Origin of the sequence: Allocoleopsis franciscana PCC 7113 (assembly GCF_000317515.1) — a bacterium.
In the GTDB taxonomy this organism is placed as follows: domain Bacteria; phylum Cyanobacteriota; class Cyanobacteriia; order Cyanobacteriales; family Coleofasciculaceae; genus Allocoleopsis; species Allocoleopsis franciscana.
The window spans coordinates 476,203-497,821 of sequence record NC_019738.1 but is presented as its reverse complement, the minus strand read 5'-3'; the positions used below and the strand labels follow the sequence as shown (position 1 = coordinate 497,821).

Annotated in this window: 11 protein-coding genes; 6 read left to right on the top strand and 5 right to left on the bottom strand. The window is 46.6% G+C overall.

What is annotated here, in order from left to right; genetic code table 11:
* Positions 1-116: 116 nt before the first annotated feature.
* The 4 genes from MIC7113_RS02110 to MIC7113_RS02090 form a co-directional block, all read right to left on the bottom strand.
* Positions 117-6,863, bottom strand: a complete 6,747-nt coding sequence (locus tag MIC7113_RS02110; RefSeq protein WP_015180522.1) for a HAMP domain-containing protein — start codon at positions 6,861-6,863, stop codon at positions 117-119.
* 877 nt (positions 6,864-7,740) lie between these two features.
* On the bottom strand, positions 7,741-7,944 hold the full coding sequence (locus tag MIC7113_RS02105) for a DUF4327 family protein (protein WP_015180521.1): 204 nt from the start codon (positions 7,942-7,944) through the stop codon (positions 7,741-7,743).
* 143 nt (positions 7,945-8,087) lie between these two features.
* A complete protein-coding gene (locus MIC7113_RS37880; RefSeq protein WP_015180520.1) occupies positions 8,088-10,955 on the bottom strand; it encodes an AAA-like domain-containing protein in 2,868 nt (955 codons plus the stop codon).
* Between the two features lie 21 nt (positions 10,956-10,976).
* A complete protein-coding gene (locus tag MIC7113_RS02090) occupies positions 10,977-12,821 on the bottom strand; it encodes an AAA-like domain-containing protein (RefSeq protein ID WP_015180519.1) in 1,845 nt (614 codons plus the stop codon).
* Positions 12,822-13,113: 292 nt separating this feature from the next.
* Here MIC7113_RS02090 and MIC7113_RS02085 point away from each other — a divergent pair, with 292 nt between their 5' ends.
* From MIC7113_RS02085 to MIC7113_RS02075, 4 genes are all read left to right on the top strand, one after another.
* Entirely contained in the window at positions 13,114-13,665 is a 552-nt protein-coding gene (locus MIC7113_RS02085; protein ID WP_015180518.1) for a glycine-rich domain-containing protein, read from the top strand.
* 42 nt (positions 13,666-13,707) lie between these two features.
* A complete protein-coding gene (locus tag MIC7113_RS02080; RefSeq protein WP_015180517.1) occupies positions 13,708-14,127 on the top strand; it encodes a hypothetical protein in 420 nt (139 codons plus the stop codon).
* Positions 14,128-14,156: 29 nt separating this feature from the next.
* Positions 14,157-14,411: a hypothetical protein gene (locus MIC7113_RS35820; RefSeq protein ID WP_015180516.1), complete on the top strand. Its 255-nt coding sequence runs from the start codon at positions 14,157-14,159 to the stop codon at positions 14,409-14,411.
* A gap of 118 nt (positions 14,412-14,529) precedes the next feature.
* A complete protein-coding gene (locus tag MIC7113_RS02075) occupies positions 14,530-15,744 on the top strand; it encodes a family 10 glycosylhydrolase (protein WP_015180515.1) in 1,215 nt (404 codons plus the stop codon).
* A gap of 126 nt (positions 15,745-15,870) precedes the next feature.
* On the opposite strand, the gene MIC7113_RS32950 is transcribed toward MIC7113_RS02075, so the two are convergent.
* A complete protein-coding gene (locus MIC7113_RS32950) occupies positions 15,871-18,399 on the bottom strand; it encodes an ATP-binding protein (protein WP_015180514.1) in 2,529 nt (842 codons plus the stop codon).
* A 141-nt stretch (positions 18,400-18,540) separates the two neighbouring features.
* Here MIC7113_RS32950 and MIC7113_RS02065 point away from each other — a divergent pair, with 141 nt between their 5' ends.
* On the top strand, positions 18,541-19,005 hold the full coding sequence (locus MIC7113_RS02065; RefSeq protein ID WP_041779857.1) for a hypothetical protein: 465 nt from the start codon (positions 18,541-18,543) through the stop codon (positions 19,003-19,005).
* Between the two features lie 173 nt (positions 19,006-19,178).
* The gene (locus tag MIC7113_RS32945; RefSeq protein WP_015180513.1) at positions 19,179-21,602 is read left to right on the top strand and encodes an AAA-like domain-containing protein; all 2,424 of its coding nucleotides are present in this window, start codon (positions 19,179-19,181) and stop codon (positions 21,600-21,602) included.
* Positions 21,603-21,619 lie beyond the last annotated feature (17 nt).

Below are 21,619 nucleotides of genomic sequence, written 5' to 3'. Positions count from 1 at the left end.
CTGTTAACATCTTTCTTCCTTCATACTTTTTGCCAGCCTCCTACCTCCTGCCTTCTACCTCCTACCTCCTGCCTTCTGCCTTCTACCTCCTACCTCCTACCTCCTGCCTTCTGCCACTAACGATAGAGCCAAACACGCAACAGAGAGAGTAATTGCTCAGAATCCACGGGTTTGGTAATATAGTCCGACGCTCCAGCTTCAATGCACTTTTCGCGATCACCTTTCATCGCTTTGGCGGTGAGGGCAATAATCGGCAAAGAGGCATATTCACTGATATTACGGATAGCCCGCGTCGTTTCATACCCGTCCATCTCTGGCATCATCACATCCATGAGAATCACATCGATATTCGGAGTTTGTTGTAAGAGAGCTAAGCCATCCCTGCCGTTTTCAGAATAGAAGATTTGCATCTGATGATGCTCTAACATACTCGTCAAGGCAAAGATATTCCGCACATCGTCGTCTACAATCAGCACCCTCTTGCCCGCAAGGACAGGGTCGGATTGATAAAGTTGTTCCAACATCTGCTGCTTTGGCTCTGGCAAGTCACGCTGAACCCGGTGCAAGAATAGAGCCGTTTCATCCAAAAGACGCTCTGGCGATCGCACATCTTTGATAATGATCGTTTCAGCCATGCGCTTGAGTTCCGTTTCTTCGGTTCGCGTTAGCTCTTGCCCGGTGTAAATGATGATCGGCAACTTGGAAAGACCCGGTTCTTGCTTAATCTGCTCAATGAGTTCAAACCCGGTCATATCGGGCAGCCCCAAATCCAGGACAATGCAATCAAATAATCCTGTTTTCAGGGTCGCTAGCGCCTCTGCCCCTGTTCCCACCGCCGTTGTAGACACATCATGGTTACCGATCAGCTCGATAATACTCTGGCGTTGCGTCTCATTATCTTCCACCACCAACAAATTTTTCACCTGACGCTCAACAAAGCTCTTAATGCCAGAGATGGCTTCGAGCAGCGTATCGGGGTTGATGGGTTTTTGTAAATAAGCGATCGCGCCCAATTGTAGACCCCGTTGTCGTCCCTCCTCAACGGTGAGGATATGCACAGGAATATGACGTGTATTCGGGTCATGCTTTAAGCGATCAAGCACCATCCAACCATCCATTCCGGGCAACTGAATATCCAGAGTAATGGCATCCGGCTGATATTCCCGCGCCATCGCTAGACCGATATCACTGCGTGCAGCCACCAGCACCTTAAACCCCTGTTCCCGTGCCATATCCAAAAGGATACGAGCGAATTTGAGGTCATCTTCGATAATTAATAGTACGCGATCATCGGGTTGGATATTCTCCCGGTCATCGGCAATGGATATCGCCCCATCCTGCTGCGGTAGCGATGTGGAAAGATAAGAAATGGCTGGCGAAGACGAGGGCAACAGGGAGGAGGGGGAAACGGGAGATTGAGGCAGCATAGACCCAGAAAAACTCTCCAACATAGGTCTGGAGAGTTCCCCTTCTCCCCTTACCTGTTCAGCGGAACTCCATCCGTTCCCCTGTCCTACCACACCGCCCCGCATGACTGTCCCATCTGTTCCCCCTTGGTAAGAATCAGGGAGGTAAAGAGTAAACGTACTTCCTTGACCGGGGCTACTCAGCAAAGTAATTTCTCCGCCCAACAGTCGAGCAATTTCGCGGCTAATGGACAAGCCCAAACCCGTGCCCCCGTATTTCCGGCTAGTGGAGCCATCCGCTTGCTGAAACGCTTCAAAAATCACCTTCTGTTTATCCAAAGGAATGCCGATGCCTGTATCGCTCACCGAGAAGGCAATCACCGTCGTTGCCCGATTCAAGACCTCATGAGTCAGACTCCAGCCATGATTGGCGATGGTAACCCGCAAGTTGACTTGCCCTTGAGCCGTGAACTTAAAAGCATTAGCGAGCAGATTTTTTAACACTTGTTGCAAGCGCTTCGAGTCAGTATAGATGGCTCGTGGCAGACTGGAGTCGAATTCTAAACTAAAATCGAGTCTCTTATCCTGGGCGACTTGACGGAAAGTGCGTTCCATGTGAGTCGCTAGGTCGCTAAAACGCATCTGGTCAATCTCAACGCCCATGGTGCCTGATTCAATTTTGGCCAAATCCAAAATGTCATTAATTAGAGTGAGTAGATCGGTGCCCGCCGAATGAATGGTTCGGGCATATTCCACTTGCTTACCCGACAAATTCTTCTCGGTGTTATCCGAGAGCAATCTTGCCAGAATTAACAGGCTGTTGAGCGGTGTCCGCAACTCATGGGACATATTCGCCAAGAATTCCGACTTGTACTTCGAGGTTAGCGCCAGTTGCTCAGCCTTTTCTTCCAGCGCCTGCCGTGCCTGTTCAATTTCCCGATTTTTGCGCTCAACTTCTCGGTTTTGCAGGGCTAACAACTCTGATCGCTCTTCGAGTTCTTCGTTGGTTTGTTGTAACTCTTCCTGCTGACTCTTGAGCAGTTCCTCCGAGGCTTTGAGAGATTGGGCTTGTTGTTCGAGGCGTTTGTTGGTTTGGGTGAGTTCTTTTTGCTGGGCTTGCAGTTCTTCGGTGAGGGACTGGGACTGCTTGAGCAACTCCTCAGTACGCATACTCGCGGCAATGGTGTTTAAAACGATCGCAATACTTTCAGTGAGTTGGTCGAAGAATGTCAAATGAATCTCATTAAAGCGCCTAAACGATGCCAGTTCAATCACTGCCGTGACCATGCCCTCAAACAGCACAGGTAAAACGACTGCATTGCGGGGTGAGGATTCTCCTAAACCCGAACTGATTTTGATATAGTCGTCCGGAAGTTCCGTAATTAAAATCCGTTCCTTTTCTAAGGCGCATTGCCCCACTAAGCCTTCTCCTAAGCGGAAGCGATTCGCCAGATTCTTGCGTTCGCGGTAGGCATAGCTACTTAAAAGCTTCAGCAGGGGATGAGTTTCGTTCCCATCCATAATGTAGAACACACCATGCTGGGCACCCACCAAGGGGGTGAGTTCGGACAAGATGAGTTTGGAAACCGTTTCCAAATCCCGTTGTCCTTGCAGCATTCGGGTAAACTTGGCGAGGTTGGTTTTCAACCAGTCTTGCTCGGTGTTCTTCTGGGTAGTTTCCCGTAGATTGGCAATCATCTGGTTGATGTTGTCTTTGAGGACCGCCACTTCACCCTGCGCCTCTACGGCAATCGATCGCGTTAAGTCGCCCTTGGTTACCGCAATTGCCACTTCTGCGATCGCCCGTAACTGGGTGGTTAGGGTTGCCGCCAGTTCGTTCACATTATCCGTCAAATCTCGCCAGGTTCCCGCCGCCCCCGGCACCTTGGCTTGTCCACCCAATTTCCCTTCAATCCCCACTTCCCGCGCCACCGTGGTAACTTGGTCGGCAAAGGTAGCTAGGGTGTCGATCATCTCGTTGATCGTATCGGCTAAGGTTTCAATCTCGCCCTTCGCATCCAACATCAACTTCCGCTTCAAGTCCCCATTCGCCACTGCCGTGACGATTTTGGCAATGCCTCGCACTTGGGCTGTGAGATTTCCTGCCATTGAGTTCACCGAATCGGTAAGGTCTTTCCACGTCCCCGCCACCCCGGTAACATGGGCTTGACCGCCTAATTTCCCTTCCGTCCCCACCTCTCGCGCCACCCTAGTGACCTCTGAGGCGAAGGAGGAAAGCTGATCCACCATGACGTTGATCGTATTTTTCAGGTCGAAAATCTCGCCCTTCACATCAACCGTGATTTTCTTCGATAAGTCACCATTCGCCACCGCCTTCGTAACTTCGGCAATATTCCGCACTTGGGCGGTGAGATTCCCCGCCATCGAGTTGACATTATCGGTTAAATCCTTCCAGGTTCCGCCCACCCCTCTCACATAAGCTTGGACGCCTAATTTTCCTTCCGTCCCCACCTCACGGGCGACCCTGGTTACCTCGGAGGCAAAGGAGTTGAGCTGGTCTACCATCGTGTTAATGGTATTCTTCAACTCCAAAATCTCGCCCTTCACATCCACGGTAATCTTCTTAGAGAGGTCGCCGTTTGCCACCGCCGTCGTGACTTCGGCAATGTTCCGCACCTGGGCGGTAAGGCTTCCCGCCATGAAGTTCACCGAATCGGTTAAATCTTTCCAGGTACCCGCCACCCCCTTCACTTCGGCTTGGACGCCTAATTTTCCTTCCGTCCCCACCTCTCGCGCCACTCGGGTTACCTCAGAGGCAAAGGAATTGAGCTGATCTACCATGACATTCACGGTATTTTTCAACTCCAAAATTTCCCCTTTGACATCCACGGTAATTTTCTTGGAGAGGTCGCCGTTTGCCACAGCAGTTGTCACGGCGGCAATGTTCCGCACTTGGGATGTCAGAGAACCCGCCATGAAATTCACCGAATCGGTCAAATCTTTCCAGGTACCGGCTACCCCCCGGACATCGGCTTGCACTCCTAGTTTCCCTTCACTCCCCACCTCACGGGCAACGCGGGTTACCTCAGAAGCAAAGGAACTAAGCTGATCCACCATGATATTAATAGTGTTTTTCAGCTCTAAAATCTCACCTTTAACCTGAACTGTGATTTTCTTAGACAGGTCACCATTAGCGATCGCCGTTGCCACTTCGGCAATGTTTCGCACCTGTCCGGTGAGATTCCCCGCCATCAAGTTCACGTTGTCGGTTAAGTCTTTCCAGGTTCCGGCAACGCCTCGCACTTCTGCCTGCACACCCAGCTTGCCTTCCGTCCCCACCTCTCGCGCTACCCTGGTGACCTCCGAGGCAAAGGAACTAAGCTGATCCACCATAATATTGATGGTGTTCTTGAGTTCGAGAATTTCGCCTCTCACATCCACGGTAATCTTCTTGGAGAGGTCGCCATTCGCCACTGCTGTCGTCACTTCGGCAATATTCCGGACTTGGGCGGTTAGATTCCCCGCCATCGAGTTCACCGAATCGGTCAAATCCTTCCAGGTACCCGCGACGCCTCGCACTTCGGCTTGGACGCCCAACTTGCCTTCACTCCCCACCTCACGGGCAACTCTGGTTACCTCCGAGGCAAAGGAATTGAGCTGATCTACCATAATATTCATGGTATTTTTCAGCTCTAAAATTTCCCCTTTTACATCAACAGTAATTTTCTTCGAGAGGTCACCATTGGCTACGGCGGTTGTGACTTCGGCAATATTACGGACTTGGGCGGTAAGACTTCCTGCCATGAAGTTCACCGATTCGGTTAAATCCTTCCAGGTACCGGCAACCCCCCGGACTTCGGCTTGTCCCCCCAGCTTTCCTTCTGCACCCACTTCTCGCGCTACCCTGGTGACCTCAGAAGCAAAGGAGTTGAGCTGATCCACCATGATATTCATAGTATTCTTCAGCTCCAAGATTTCCCCTTTCACATCGGCGGTAATTTTCTTCGAGAGGTCACCATTAGCAATTGCCGTGGCAACTTCGGCAATATTCCGCACTTGTCCGGTGAGATTTCCCGCCATCGAGTTTACACTGTCGGTGAGGTCTTTCCAGGTACCTGCAACTCCTTGCACTTCTGCCTGCACACCGAGTTTCCCTTCCGTACCCACTTCTCGCGCTACCCGCGTTACTTCTGAGGCAAAGGAGTTGAGCTGGTCTACCATCGTATTAATGGTATCTTTGAGCTCTAAGATTTCCCCTTTCACATCAACGGTAATTTTTTTGGAGAGGTCACCGTTTGCCACTGCCGTTGTGACTTCGGCAATATTACGCACCTGTGCCGTAAGGCTTCCCGCCATGAAATTCACCGAATCGGTCAAATCTTTCCACGTACCTGCCACGCCCCGAACTTCCGCTTGACCCCCTAATTTCCCATCTGCGCCCACCTCTCGCGCCACCCGCGTTACCTCTGAAGCAAAGGAGTTGAGCTGGTCTACCATGATGTTGACGGTGTTCTTCAGTTCAAAAATTTCGCCTTTGACATCAACGGTAATTTTCTTGGAGAGGTCGCCATTTGCCACGGCGGTTGTAACTTCGGCAATATTCCGGACTTGGGCGGTGAGGTTTCCTGCCATCAAGTTGACTGAGTCGGTTAAGTCTTTCCAAGTACCCGCAACGCCTCGCACTTCGGCCTGGACGCCCAGCTTGCCTTCGGTACCCACTTCTCGTGCCACCCGCGTTACCTCTGAAGCAAAGGAGTTGAGCTGGTCTACCATGATGTTCATGGTGTTCTTCAGTTCAAAAATTTCGCCTTTGACATCGACGGTAATTTTCTTGGAGAGATCGCCATTGGCCACTGCTGTGGTAACTTCGGCAATATTCCGGACTTGGGCCGTGAGGTTCCCCGCCATCAAGTTGACGTTATCGGTTAAATCCTTCCAGGTACCTGCCACTCCTTGCACTTCGGCTTGAACGCCCAGCTTGCCTTCGGTACCCACTTCTCGCGCCACCCGTGTCACTTCACTAGAAAAGGACGACAACTGAGCCACCATGGTATTCACGACTTGCGCCGTGGAGAGAAATTCACCCTTGAGGGGTCTGCCTTCAATCTCCGTTGCGATGGTTTGGGATAAGTCACCTTTCGCCACCGCCCGGATCACACGCGCCGTTTCAGCGGTAGGCTGGACTAAATCTGTAATCAGGGCATTCACCGAATCAATACTCGCTGACCACGAACCTGTTACATTTCCCAGAGAGGCACGCTGCGTAATTTTGCCTTCTTTGCCGACAATCGTACTAATCCGCTCTAATTCTGCCGCCATTCGTTCATTCCGCTCAATAATATCGTTGAGCGCATCGGCAATCTTCCCCGCCATGCCCGTCTGCTCGACGGGCATCCGTACCGAGAAGTTACCTTTTTTGACAGCCGTCAAGGTTCTCAGTAGCTGTTTTAGATCGAGATCTTCTGTATTTTGTTGAGGCGCTTGTGCAGTTGGCATAATCTGTCCCAATAGTACTGATGTCGTCTTCGGAGCAAAATGTACACCCGGCTTGGATCTGGGCGGCGGGAAGGTTCCTAAGGCAATGAATTAGATCAGGGTAATTGCATTTGGCAAAACAAAGCTGGTAATGATGGAAACCGACCTCTTGCTTATAATGGTGACTAACTCAGCCAGGAACCTTGAGGATTTGAGAGGCTTATAAAACCTAAAGTATCGCAACCAAAGGGTGAATGAACACGACATTCCCGTATCCCTAGGATGGCAGATGGATAACTTTTTCTGTAAGTCTTTTAGTGTAACCGTTCGTGTTGTTTTTAATAGTCCAGTTTTTTAAATTATCTACCTAGGTCAGGTCAACACAATATCCCTCCTAAGAGAGATGCTACTCACCAATAGGTTATCGACGCAAAAGGTAGAGGGCACCGGAGCTCATAGGAGGACAGAAGGCACCGGAACTCATCCGAGGGGGTAGAAGGGATGGGGAGCATCCCAATGCAAGCAAAAATACCAGGCGATTAGAAATCGCAGCTACACAAACCAAGCCTGCCTCCGCAGGCTAAAGATTAGTCCGCGCTGGCGGACTTCGTTTGTATAGCCCCAGACTTCTAGTCTGAGGGGCAGTTTACACATTTGGGATGCTCCCGAAGGGATGCATATTGACAGGTCAAGGTTTCAGTATTTGGCTTTATCCTAATCGCCTTCGTAACTACTATAAAAGACTTATTCAGTTCCTTGCCAGGGTACAGAATCTAATGGCAGTTGTCCACCTTGTTTTTTACCTCAATTTAAGGCAACATACAGATTTAAAATTTATGGTATAAAACGCAACAAGTGGCTAGATACGTTGGTAAGTCATTGAGTCGGATTCCCACTCTTAGCGACCCAGTAAGTCAATGATGCGATCTCTTAACAAAAAGTCATTCTTTTCTAGCTCGCACTCAACACAAACCCATTCAGAGGCAGGAATGTATTGACAGAGAGTATAAATGGGCTGTTGACTCGCCACAAGTCCCTTAAGGAGCAGTTGACGTGCTTCATCCTTGATCGCTTCTATAGAGTATTGAACGGACGTAACCATAGCTCATCTTCTCGCTTTTGCTCAGGGAATTCAGAACCAACATCATGAAAGGACTGGCTCTCCCTTAAACTTATCAAAAAATTTGATTGAAGAGAAGTCAACCGCTAAAAGACGGCATGGAAGTATCCTAGATTTATTGACAATTATTTCATCTTATCCAGGTAGTGGCAAAGTCTCTCGCTGAAAAGACTGGTGGATAGAGTTTGGTTTTTGGTACAAGTCGGTGTACTCGCTTCTGTGGCGGCGTCTTCAATGACTTGTGTAACTTGTTCCTGTAGTGCCTGTTCAATCTGTTGACTGAGAGATTGGAGGCGTTCCGGGTCAGTATAGACTTTGGCGACGTTAATCACGCGATCGCGCAATAATATTAAAAACCGCTGTTGAATATGAGTCCGAAAAGATTTGAGTTGGAGCAGGCGGGAGACATGAAACTGAGCGTTTAGATTCACTTGTTTGGCAATTTCCCCCATTGACTTACCCTGCCGATGAAATAGATGTAATGCGGTGAGAAATTTTTGGGCTTTTTCGGGGTCTTTACGCTGTAGTTTCCTAACTCGTTGTTCAGTGATATCTGCAATCGCTTGGTCTAAACAAGCGAGAAATTGTTCGTAATAAGAATCTAAAAACTCTGTTTCCAAATCAGTCGTATTTTTGTCATCCATCAAACTATGCAGTAAACTGCGCTCAGTTGTAGCATTAGCTCGATTGGGAATAATCGAGATATCAATAGATTGGGTTGGCAGAAACCCCCCCCGGACGTGAATACGGTACTTTCTCAGGTGAGACGCCATATTGTGCAGTTTTGCCAACAATGTTTCGGGACGAAGCACCTTATGGGTTTGCGTGGAGAATCGTTGAGCAATTTGCTGGAGTTGTTCTGTGGTGAGTGGCGCACATTGTCCCTTCATTCCAGCTTGGCGTTGCTTTAATCGTTGAACTCGATAGACGGCGTGGTAGCTTTCAAGAAGAAGCTTGGCTTGCTCGATTTCCATCGAAGTTAGACAGTAAAACTGTGAAAAAATACGTTCAATTTGTTTAGTAGTGGTATCGTTAAGAATTGCCCAATCGCTGATGAGATAAACTCCATGTTCAAGTAAAAACCCATTGAGTTCTCGATGATGCTTTACCAGTCGAGTTGTCCAGGTGGCTAAACGGCTCTGCTGTGGGTCAAAATTTTGCAAGATCTCCTGGGACAGAGATTGGTAAACATTTGAGGCTGAGGTTGTTTTTCCTGTCGGTTGTCTTGTGCCCTGCTCATCTAAAACAAAGCGTAATAAATCACTACAATTGAAGCCATGTTGAGTGCCAAACTGCGCTTCTAGTTTCAGGCAAACCTGTTCGATTTGGCTGGAGATAAAACATTGCAGACAACGTTGTGCTAAAACACTTCTGTTGGCTGTTTTTGTACCTGTTACGTCTTTTTCTGGCTTAGGTTGTGTATCCGTGTAGGGTTCCGTTATGTCTCTCATCCAGGAAAAAAGTTGATACTGAACCTGGCTATGGGGGACTTCACGGCGAGTGGCAACCTCTGGGAATGAGGCGAGGAAAAACGCTTTAGCTGAAGCTATTTCTTGGATTCTACGCTTTCCTGCTGCATCAAGGCTGACCAATGTCCAGTATCTTGATGCAGAATGCTTAGTACTGGGTGATGGGAATAATGTCTCCGTTAACTTTTCCTCTTTTTGAGTGAGTATTGGATTCGCCTTTTGTTGGCTAGCTGCCAAAAATTGCTCATCGCGATCGCTTAAGCTTTTATCCGTTGCCCAAGCTAAGGCATCCTGTAATCCCTGTCCCCCTAATAAATAGGATTCATTGTTTCGATTTGATGCTTCCCAGGCTAGTAAAGATGAACCATAAGGTCGCAAATTAGTTAACGTTTTCTCCACCCAAATCAGATTAAAAACTGACTGATATATGCGGTTATAAACTTTTAGCTTTCCATCCTGTTTAAAAACCAATCCTGACAAGCGCAACTCAACTTGCTCTGGACTATTGTTGGCTGCGACTTCTCCTTGTTGCAAAATTTCTTGGTACAGTCCCAGGAGTCTCAATATACGCCCTCCACTTTTAAGTAGGCGATTGCGTATTGTTTTCAAATGCTCTGGCTCATCAGTCACTTCCCAATTATCCAGCAAATGAGAGTGTACTAAGCTTTCAATCCACCCCGTAATTGTAATTTTTTCATTGTGGATATTGGATTGAGAACCTGTTATCAATCGTCCTGACTCCTGAAGAATCAGTTTACACAGTTTTTGAGTCAAAAACGGCTGTCCTCCTGTCCAATTCAATACCTCTTGAATGACATCATTCAAATTAGGGATTATGTCCATTAGAGATTGAAATAAAGGTTGAATTTCATGCCTTTTAAAACCCGTTAATTCGATGGCATTGCCGATATGAAAAAGTGTGACTTTGCGTGTAGACTTAATCAAGTCAGAGGGGGTTGCCACGCCTAATACAATCCAAGTTAAACGCTTATATTCTGGCTGGTTAGCACGATTGTTGTAGCAGGATCGGATTAAGGAAAAAAAATCATGGCTAGGAAAATTGAGGGCTAAAACACTATCGATTTCATCCACAAAAATAGCTATATTTTGATGAATTTCTTTGAGCAACACCTCTCGGATAAATTCACTCAACCGTTGCACGGGGGGAAGAAATTTGCGATCGCGCCACCAGGTGCCAATATCAACCTGATCTAAGAGATTGAAACTACTGGCTAACGTATAAGTCACCCCCGCATACCACTGATCAGGTGGGATATTCTGATTACCGATGGCTGTCAAGTCAACAGCCGCACAGCTTATCCCTTCAGCTTGCAATCGCTGCATGGTTCGCACCCGCAAGCTAGATTTTCCCGTCTGTCGCGAGTTGAGGACATAACAAAACTGCCCTGCCTTCACGCCTCGATATAAATCAGCATCAGCTTGCCTCGTCACATAGCTGGGGGCTTCTAATGGCAGGCTTCCCCCAACTTGGTACTCATAAACCGAGCGCAGTTCGGTATACATTCATTACTCCTGTTGGCAAGTCTAGGGTGACGGTGCGAGACGAACACGGAAATAATCGCGATACAAATTACAACGGGGTGTCACTTCATTGCCTCGCAAGTGGACAAGTCCCATGCTTTGTAACTTGAATCCGGGGATGGACTCTAGCTGTATTGGACTATCCGCAGACACGACTTTATATAAAGCAGCGGCTAACTCTGGATGCTGAGACAAATTCCACAAGTGCCGCCGCAAATGATCGCTATAGAGTCCGGCATCGGTGGGGGCGGTTTCTAACAGTTGAGAGAGTGTAATTTCTTGTCGAGCAATGTAATAAAGAGCTAACCGCACCAGGTAAGGATGACCCCCCACCATTACCATGAGTCGATCGATTTCTGATGTTGCCCAAGCCAGTCCATGTCGCTGAGCCAAATCTTGTACCTGTACTGATTTAAATTCGGGTAACTCAATCGGTAAACCGACATTAAAAGGTGACTGATTGATATCCATCGGAACATAAACTTCGGTGGAATGAACCACCACTAATCGAAGTTTTCTCCAAATCTCCCGATTCTTGGCTTCCTCATGCCATGCTCGTAACAAACCAAAGAAATCAGAGGTGAGTTCGGGGTATTGTAATACCCGGTCTACTTCATCCAAACCTAAAACCAGAGGTTCAGTTGTGTTGGCGAGTAAATAGCGTTCAAAATAGGACTTGCAACTCACTTTACTGCCAAAAATCCCATTCCAATAATCACCTAAACGAGCCGGTAACTGAAGTTCTAGAGCAACAACGGCACAAAACCACTGTAAGAATTGATCTAAGTCGGTGAAGACTTTGCTATCTGCCAGTTGAAAGCTTAAAGGTACGGTACGGTAGCCGAGAATTGTAGAGCGTTGGAGAATCCGAGCCATTAAAGAAGTTTTACCCATCTGTCTGGGTGCTTTAATCCGGATCAGAGCACCGGGTTTGGCGATCGCTTCGTAACAACGTTGATCAATTCCAGGGCGTTCCACATAAAATGCAGAAGCCAACTCCACTTGCCCCATGGGTAATTCTGGTTCTGCGACTGGCTGAGGTGGGTGATTGGGGGTGAGGGAATAGGGATTCGGAAATTGGGCATTTTCCCTGGGGAGTTCTGGGGTGGGGACAAAGGAACTGTTGTTACTGGCTGGGTTATCACCCGATGCCAAGAACTCCAATACCCCTTGCACCAAGTTCGGGGTATCATTGGGCGATCGCCATTCGCGCTGTGGCATCCCCCGCAGATAACCGCGCAAGTCATGGTTGAGTAAGTGGCTGGGACAATTAATCCGAATCGGTAAAATCCCTGGCTTGCTATCCGGTCGAGTGTCCTGTAATGCCTTTGCCCATCGTACCTCTTCGGTTACCATTTCACTGGAAGCGGCTAGGGTTGACAACAGTAACAACAAGTAATCACATTGATTTAATTCGGCATAGATTTGTTGGAGTCCGTGGGTTGCCATTCGCAGACTTCCATTGACGATAAAGACTTCGTAGCCTGAAGCTTTTAAAGCCGATTCCAACTCAAGGGCAAGGCTTTTATCGGGTTCAGTCCCTTGATAATAACTGATTAAAATTTTGGGATAATTGGTGCTATACACAGCATCTTTATTGATTAAACCTGGACTATATTTAGTAAACAAAGAGAACAACTCTTGACGATGGGATGAGCGTCGATTTTCAGAACGGCTTAAGCCAAAGCACACGCATGTATCTGCAATATGCTTTCTAACTGTCGCTTCAGTAATATGTAGCTGAGAGGCAATTTCTTGATCGGTTTTAAAGGCTAAAACTTTCATTAATACCTCTTTTCGTCGAGGGGTTAGCCCTGCCAAAGCTTTAGTAAACTCTGCGTAATTCATACTTTGCTTAATAAAAATAAGTGTGAGGGTTAGGAGTTTATGAGCTAGGGAAAAGAGATTTTATGGTTGGCTTGCCCCTCCGGCTAGATATACTGGTTCTTTGTATATTCTTCTTTTACCAGTCATAATTCACAAATTGAGATAGTGGTGCATTTGTGTAAGCACTTTCACAGGTGTGTAGTGAGCGCGATTCATGCCCTCTGTTGTGAGTCTTGACTACACAGCTTGCCTTGCCTCTTGAACACCTTGCCATAGTGGGGAAACATCAAGCAGTAGAAAACGAGGTGTTCTAATGAGGTTAGTGGTCAAAGAAGCTCTGTCTGCACAATCCTTAGCCTGCATGGGAAAGCTGAAAGCCCTGAACTTATCGCCAATAGCAGCTTACCTGATGAACCCCCAAAATGGTTATGGGTGGTGTTGGCGACAAGCACTCCAAGCGATTGAACGCTATAAGACGTTCTTGTTTGTCTGTTACCTGTATCCTCAAATTCGGCTGGTACCAACCCAGGAAATTGACTGTGTTTGGCACGCTCATATTTTGCATACGCGCCGATATCGCCAAGATTGCCAGTGGCTGTTTGGCTATTTCATCGATCATGAACCGGATTCTGCCATTGGGGGTGAAGCCGAGGGGCAAAATGAGGATGCGGCTTTTGTTCAAACTCAATCTCTCTTGGCGCTGTTTGAGGAATACTTCCAGACATCAGCCTTAGAAGAGTCTGAGTTCCATCCTCATGAAAATGAGTTGCTCGAATTAGCTAAAAAAATGTTTCCATCAGCCCATGAGGAGAGAGCAATTTCGGTTAACTCACATCTGTATCGTAGTGCTTGTGGCAGGCCATAACACAAGTGTACTTTTCATCCCTAGAAAGGATGAAAATTTATTATGTTCCTGACTCAAGAACATCCCAGTACTTTTGTTTCCATTACAGGTGATTCAGGTAAAGAACTTGACGGCGAATATACCCTTCAACAGAATGCCGCTGTGTTCAAAGAAATTGAATACGTATTGGAGGATTATCCCTTACATCCCTATCAAGCCGCCTTTTCTATTGGTGAGTTGCGCCAACAGCTTGTTAATCATGTCTTCCGCCATCTCCCCAAACGTTATGCTGTTAGGGGTGATGCACAACAACTGTCAACGGACGCTCAATTGCCCTACCGCTTAAAGCAGGAGCGAATCCGTTTAGATGTTTTGATTCGCGGGAGCATTCTTCATCTTCTCCGGGAAAATGCCGATTGGGTGAGTCGTCGCCTTCAGAATATGGACTGTTCCAGTCATCAGCGAGGGGAAACACTTTCCTAAAGCTCCCAATCCCTGTCTGGTAGTCCGTAATGTGCGTTGGCGGCGTTCTTTTGTTGGTGTCGTGCGATCGCCGACGCACAATCTGTGAACTCGAAGCGACCTATGGAGATACTGTGCGAGAAGCCTATCATCAGGCTAGGCATCCGTTTGATCGAGTTTGGGTCGCTAACATTTTGGTATCTAAAGGCAGAGAGTCCTTAACCTTAATGGGTTTGGGGTTAATGAATTGTTCCTTATTTCAGCCTCTATGCGGAATTGAGCGATCGCCTAGTGAAGTAACTTAATATAGCACCTCAATCTTAAATTATTCCTTCTGCACTTCAAGAGTATTGGTTATTACAGGCAATCCCCAATCGAGTCAAGAGAGTTGCTGTCCAAATTGAACAATCATGCTTTGTTGCCATGCCACCTAAAAAAGAAAAAAATGGATGTGGATGTACCAGCATTCCAATTTCATTAATCCTAGTTTTGTTAGGTTTTGGTTATTGGGGCTTTACACATCTAGATAAGCTAGATATCCGTAAATTTTTGCCTAATGATATCAGCCAATTTTTGCCTAATCATCAACAACCAACCCCTCCTACTTTGACTTCTGCGCCGACGCCGCCTATACCTGTTGCCAATTCTCCTTCACCCCAAGTAATTCCGACTGAAACACCGACAACCAATCCCCAAGTTTCACCCTCACCCGTAACCCCCAAGCAATCCCCATCACTTCAAACGCCTTGGGAGAAAAAGCGAATCAGGGGAATTTATTTAAGTCGGTATCAAGCGACGAATAATGCTAACGAGAAAATGATTCGCGAACGAGTTCGTTATTATCGCGCTCAAGGGATGAATACGATCATTCATGGAGTGTGGGGTAATGGTTGCACGATGTATAACAGCAATGTCATGCAGCAAACATTTGGATACAAAAGTTGTCCCAACCAATTTAAGGAGCAATGGTTAGATTGGTTGATCGATGAGGCGCACAAGCAGGGAATGCAAGTTCACGCCTATTTTGAAAAAGGGATTAAAATTGATAAAAATAGCCCAATTTTTGACGAAGCAATTGCTAAACGCTGGATTGTGCCTGGAGTCGATAAAACCTACGCAGGTATTGAGCATTATGTACTGGATGTAGAGATTCCAGAGGTTGCTAATTTATTCAAAAAAATCTCCGTAGAGTTCGTCCAAAAGTATCCAACCATCGATGCAGTTCAGTGGGATGATTACCTAGGTTATCATGCTGAATTACCGGGTAAAGTCGATCGCACGGCTCATTTGACTAATTTTGTGCAGCAAATGAGAGCGGACATCAAGAAAGCTAACCCAAACGTTAGTTTCGACCTTTGCCATCATAATCCTTATTGGGGGAAACGTTATTTTGCGGCGGATTGGTCAAACTGGAATGTCGATCGAGTTTTCATTCAAATTTATAACGATAATAATTTTAAGGAAGAGCTAAATTATGCAGAAAATTATGAGGGAGTTGCCATTTCAGATCAGCAGTTGTATCGCTTAAAAGACCTAGTTAATAACCCTAAAATTAATAGTGTTTTAGTGTTTCCCTCTTCTGGAAAACCAGAAGAGACTGCTGCTGCTGTCAAAAAGGCTAATCTAATGAATAACTAGGACAAGAATTTAATATATAGCAGAGGGCAGTAGGCAGTAGGCAGTAGGCAGAGGGAGCATCCCAATGCAAGCAAAAATACATGGCGATTGGAAATCGCGGCTACACAAACAAAGAATCTTAAGGATTCAAGTTTCCAGCCAAGATTGCATTTCTTGAGCTTCCGCCAGCATCCCTAAACTCTCAAAGCTTTCCTTCGCTTCCATCGCCCAGTGTTGCAATTGGGCAAGATTTCCCCTCAGCTTCTCCAAATGTGCCCAAGAACGCTTGTGGAAAGCAATCGATCGCTTATCCTGGCTAGCCAAAGCGATGGGCATACTTGTTTTTAACAGACGTTCCGCTTCCTCCAGATTGCCCTCTCCCACGAGTGCAACATCTGCTAACCAATTCAGGCTGTAGACTTCCACTTGCTGCCACTGAGCCATTCGAGCTTGTTCGAGTGCTTTTTGATAGCCGATTTTAGCTCGTTGGTAATTTTGGGTTCTGAACCAAACTTCCGCCTCGTAGTAATCAATACGAATTTGCTGACGCAGGCATTTTGGCTCTTCTAATCGAACCTGGCTGAGTAATTCTTTAGCTCGATTTAACAGTTGGTGAGCGCGATCGAATTTGCCTTGGGGAATTGACCAAACGGCCCGCTCAATTGTTAACTCTAACTGCAATATTAGGTCTTCACTGTCTTGGAGATTGGATACTTGTGCACACAGAGCATCCACTTCTGCTAGTCGCTCTGGTTTGCCCATTACCATCAGGGTTAATGTCCATCCCTTATCGCTCAGAGCTTCTGCGATCGCGGATTGGTCTTGGCGCTGTTGAGCCGATTGAAGCAACCATTCGATCCAACTCAATCGCTCGTGCCAATACCCATGCACATAACTATATCCCTTGATGTGTTGCCACAATTTCCGAACCTGTTCATATCGGTTGTGATGAATGCACCAATCAATCGCAGCTTGCAGGTTTTCCCATTCTGGGTCTAATCCTTGGTATTCTTTCCACTGTCTCCAATGCTGTTGTCCATAGGCTTGAGAAAAGCTGAGATACCAGTTCACCCAACGTTCCCGCACCTCTTGCTCAAACTCCGGGTGAGCCTTAAGTTCAGCTATGGCATACTCGCGAGTTAAGGGATGCATATCATACCGTTCCTCACGCTGAATCACCAATCGTAGTCGATGCAACTGAGCCAAAACCTCTAACAGGTTCATCGATTTTGCCTTAAGTTGATCATTTAAATCTACTTCGGGGAAAGCAATTTGCGCGATTGCCTCTCGTGAAGCCGATTTCGCAAATAGCGCCAGTACCATCAGCAGTTGATGAGCCGGTTGCCCTCTCAGCCTTTGCATGGAATCTTCAAAACAATATTGAGCCAAGTCCTTTGCCTGAGCCAAGCGAGTGACCCATAGATCGGTGGAAACACCATAGACTGATAATTGACCGATCGCATAAACAATCCCTAAAGCCAAACCATTAGTTCTTTGGTAAATCGCCTGGAATTGATCGGGTTTAAGTTGAACTTGCTGCTCTTGAGCCTGGTGTTCAATCAAACGCATGGCTTCAGGGAGTGGCAAACCCTCTAAATAGATAGGAATGCCAAAAGCTCCTCTAAAACGGGTTGTAATCACCACTTTTACCGTTGTCGGCAGTTCATATAAAAAGGAGAGGACAGCCTCTTGATCATCCAGGGTTTCCAGATTATCAACAATCAGTAACGTATGCCGTGATTGCAAATTGTTTTGGATGCACTCTAGTTGCTCGTCGAAGTCAGCAGGAAGTGATCCAGAGCACCCTAAGGTGCGGAAGATTGCACGGAAAATATCATTCAGAGTACGTTCTCGCCTGTGGCGTTGCAAGATATGATTCCCAATCAGGTGTTGTTGTTTGGCTGAGGTAAAGATGATTGCCTCGAAGCTGGGAGCGAGTGGCGTTTTCGGTTCACCACAACTAACTTGTAAACAACAGTAAGCGGCTTCCAAAACCAAGGATGTTTTCCCCGCGCCGCCCATTCCTTCCACACTAATGTGAGCCGTCGGGTGGTGGGGAGAGAGCAGTTCTAATAGCCGAGCCATCTCGGTGTCACGACCAATCAAGGCAGTGTGATAACGGACGGGTAGGTTGTGAGCAGGACGCTTTCGTAAAATGCCGTTGGCAGATATTTGCACCGCTTGTTTTGTCTCGGCAATCGTCGCTTCAGGACTCTCTAAGTCCTGAGGATTACTGTGTTCCGCAATCTCGTCCCATTGAAGTCCTAAGATATGGCAATAGGCTTTAAAAGCACGCTCGTTAATCCCGCGTACTGTTTTCTGGGAAGCAAATCGACTCCAAGTGCCGTATGAGATATGCTTAACTAGGATTTCTCCGGATTCTATCCGTTGTTCAATTTGCTTTAACCATGAACCTTGATTAGACCTAGCAATGAGGGTCTGGATTTCATGAATATTTTGAGGCTTCTCGACTCTGAACAGTTGCTTAAAATTCCTCAACCATCTTGAGTCATTTGCTTCCCACTCATGGGTTGCCGCATGTTGCCTGATCAGGAATTGACTCGCTTCTTTCAGAGGTGTATTCTCCTCTTCCGTGACCGTCCATCCCCTCTTTTCTCTAGCTTGCTTGATTTTGGCTCGTCCCTGCTCAGAAGCCTTTAAAGTTGGTATTCCCATTGGGGATTAATTGTCAAGATCATTGACGATCAGTTTGTGTTCGATCTTATCTGATCCTGCAAAATTAGAGTCAATCTTGCATCCTAGACAATGTAGACGCCTATTGATCCAGAACTCAATCTGTTGTTGTGGGAGTGCGGTGTGTATTCGATTAGTGATTGGGCTATCTTAAATGACGCGAAATGTAAGCAGCTAGAGCGAATCTTAGGGGAATTTCATCATCTGAGTGAATCGGAAATTACCCTAGCTTGTATTTTGCTGGAAAGCTATCATGCGGTTTATCGGCGCGATCGACTAAGGCAACGTCGAGACTCGTTCACCTCTGGTGAATCAAGCAGGAAACAACCCTGTGTGCCGCCGACAGCTAAGCAACTTCAGGAAATTGCGCGGCGGGTGAATGCTAAGATTCCCTGCAACTTACGATCACAAGAGGTTGTGAATCGACTTCAAGATTTGGCAAAACGCCTAAGATACTATCGTCGGTATGTCAGGGTAGGCTTAAGAAACCGAGGCGGTTTGGATGAGCTAAACTATCGCCCCAATTTCAACCCCACTCGGTCTGATGGCTCTGAAAATAACGGGAATATCCTATTTTTGCGGATGTAATCTTGGTTAGAGCGAGCAAATTTTATACACTTATAGATAGAATTCTTCGCATCCCCCGATCGGATGGAAAATCTCATATATGTGCATAAGCTCTCGACGCTCAGAGATATAGCAGGTAGGATAAGACATTTCCGCTAGGAAGTCTGTCATCTGCTCACGTTGAGGTGCATCCCATGAGCGCAGTCCAAAACCCAGTCTATGAATATCAAATCGGCGGATGTCTACCCCCTGATGCTCCTACCTACGTGGTGCGGCACGCTGACTCGGATCTCTATAATGCCCTGAAGAAGGGAGAGTTCTGCTATGTATTGAATTCTCGGCAAATGGGCAAGTCTAGCTTGCGGGTACGCACCCTACAGCGATTGCAAGATGAGGGGGTTGCCTGTGCAGGAGTCGATCTGAGTGCGATCGTTACGGCTAACATCACTCCAGATCAATGGTATGCGGGAGTAATTTACAGCATTATTAGTAGCTTAGAGCTAGATAATATCTTTACTTTAGATCATTTAGACCACTGGTGGACGGAGCGGAGTTTACTCTCTTCGGTGCAGCGATTTAGCCAGTTTATTGAAGAGGTGCTGCTGAAGTTAATTCCGCAAAATATTGTGATTTTTTTTGACGAAATTGATAGCCTGATTCAGCTCAATTTTAGACAGGAATTTTTCTTGGCGATTCAAGCCTGCTATAACAAGCGTGCTCACAGACGAGACTATAAACGCCTTACCTTCGCACTGCTAGGGGTGGCAACTCCATCCGATTTAATTCGAGGGAACCACTGTACTTGTTTTAACATTGGTCGAGCGATCGAACTGTGTGGCTTTGAGTGGCACGAAGCTCAGTCATTAGTACGGGGATTGGAAGGGAAAGTGAAGAATCCCCAAGCTGTATTAAAAGAAGTATTGGCATGGACGGGAGGACAACCCTTTCTCACCCAAAAGTTATGTAAGCTCATCCTGCAAGAATCAGGCAACAGAAATCAGAACTTAGGCGAATTTCTACATATTCCCAAAGCCCAAAACCACAAGCCTAAAGCCTCAATCACGGAATGGGTGGAGCAGTTGGTGTGTCAGCACTGGATTGAAAATTGGGAAGCAACGGATGAGCCTGAACATCTCAGGACAATACGCGATCGACTTCTCAGCAGTGAACAGCGCGATCGACTCCTGCGCCTCTATCAACAAATTTGGCAACGCGAGGAGGTTCCAGCCCATGATACCCCAGAAGAAATGGAATTGCGCTTGTCGGGATTGGTGGTTAAGCAGCAAGGTAAGTTAAGAGTTTCTAACCGCCTTTACCGAGATGTGTTCAATTCCAATTGGCTGAGCGCGGTACTCCCGACCTCAGAACCTGATGATATAGAAATCAGTAAGCAGATTCTGTATAATCACCTAATCTATTGGGTGCAAAGGGAGTCGCCACCACAGCTTCTTGTTCGCTTGCGCCAGTTGTTTATTGAAGGTATGGGTTATCCCCATCCAGAAATTGCGGCAGCTTTATATAGAATTATCGCCTCAAAACTGGCTGAACAAGAGTTTAATTCTATCCTCAATCGCTGCTGTTATATCCTGATTAACCGCTGGATTATGCACCCCAAACGTGATGCGGCTTACGCTGAATTGGTGGCGCTATTTGAAAGTGCATCCAATTCTAGAATGGAGCTTTTTCACTCTTCTCCAAACAGACGCTTGCAGGAGTTAATGCGGAAGTTTGTTGAGAGTGAGGAGTATCACAAAATTATTGGAGACACTACAGGTCGTAAACCAGAATCCCATTCTAAACCAGAGCGCCCCTTAGGTGAGTTAATTTGTCGGTATCCCTACTTATATACCCATTATCTGCTGGGTGAGGGCTGCTCTTCGGAACAGCAACAAACCATTCGGGAATTGCAAGCTCAAAGGCAACAGAAATTTGAAATCCATTTGTCCCAGTACGCGACTTACCTGGCGCGACGAGTCCAAATGGAACGCCAAATTTCCAATAAAAGTGAGCCGATTATTGCACCTGTGCGAAATCCCACCCTATTAAATGATCGTCAACTGTTTCTGGCTCTCAAGCAATTTGTTGGAAAAGTGGAAGGTTCCTATACTTATAGAGATTTGGCTAAAGTCTTTTTAGCTCGCACTCATCAAGCTTCTTGTTATGGTCAATTTAAAAAAGATTTATATGGGTATCTGATTGCATCGATCAATCCAGAATATGGTAAATATCGATTTAATCAACGATTAGCAAAGCAGCTAGAAAACACTTTCCCTGAATCCGATTTTCAAAAAGTAAACAATTTTCTGTTGGTAGAAACGTGCCGTCAATTATTCAATTTTTTAGTTGCCAGCCCCAAGCGACCCGAACACCTATTTTTTATTGACCTCATTTCTAATAATGGCTCCCTGAGAACTACGGTGCTTTTACTCAAAATTGCCTTACTTTCAAAGCATGTAAAGCCTCATTTAGAACAACGATTTTCCATTTTATTTGACCATTATGAATCTCAGGCTGTCAATGACATTCTCTGGTTAGTCGAATCTCTAGAAAATTTAAATGTTGCCTTAGGCGTGAATTTTGGAGCTGTCGATCTTTCGTTAATCAGTACATTTTTTTAGCCAGTAAAATTAGCTAA

Coding starts and splice junctions, on each gene's coding strand:
- MIC7113_RS02110 (WP_015180522.1), bottom strand. CDS start 6,863: ATGCCAACTGCACAAGCGCCTCAACAAAATACAGAAGATCTCGATCTA.
- MIC7113_RS02105 (WP_015180521.1), bottom strand. CDS start 7,944: ATGGTTACGTCCGTTCAATACTCTATAGAAGCGATCAAGGATGAAGCA.
- MIC7113_RS37880 (WP_015180520.1), bottom strand. CDS start 10,955: ATGTATACCGAACTGCGCTCGGTTTATGAGTACCAAGTTGGGGGAAGC.
- MIC7113_RS02090 (WP_015180519.1), bottom strand. CDS start 12,821: ATGAATTACGCAGAGTTTACTAAAGCTTTGGCAGGGCTAACCCCTCGA.
- MIC7113_RS02085 (WP_015180518.1), top strand. CDS start 13,114: ATGAGGTTAGTGGTCAAAGAAGCTCTGTCTGCACAATCCTTAGCCTGC.
- MIC7113_RS02080 (WP_015180517.1), top strand. CDS start 13,708: ATGTTCCTGACTCAAGAACATCCCAGTACTTTTGTTTCCATTACAGGT.
- MIC7113_RS35820 (WP_015180516.1), top strand. CDS start 14,157: ATGTGCGTTGGCGGCGTTCTTTTGTTGGTGTCGTGCGATCGCCGACGC.
- MIC7113_RS02075 (WP_015180515.1), top strand. CDS start 14,530: ATGCCACCTAAAAAAGAAAAAAATGGATGTGGATGTACCAGCATTCCA.
- MIC7113_RS32950 (WP_015180514.1), bottom strand. CDS start 18,399: ATGGGAATACCAACTTTAAAGGCTTCTGAGCAGGGACGAGCCAAAATC.
- MIC7113_RS32945 (WP_015180513.1), top strand. CDS start 19,179: ATGAGCGCAGTCCAAAACCCAGTCTATGAATATCAAATCGGCGGATGT.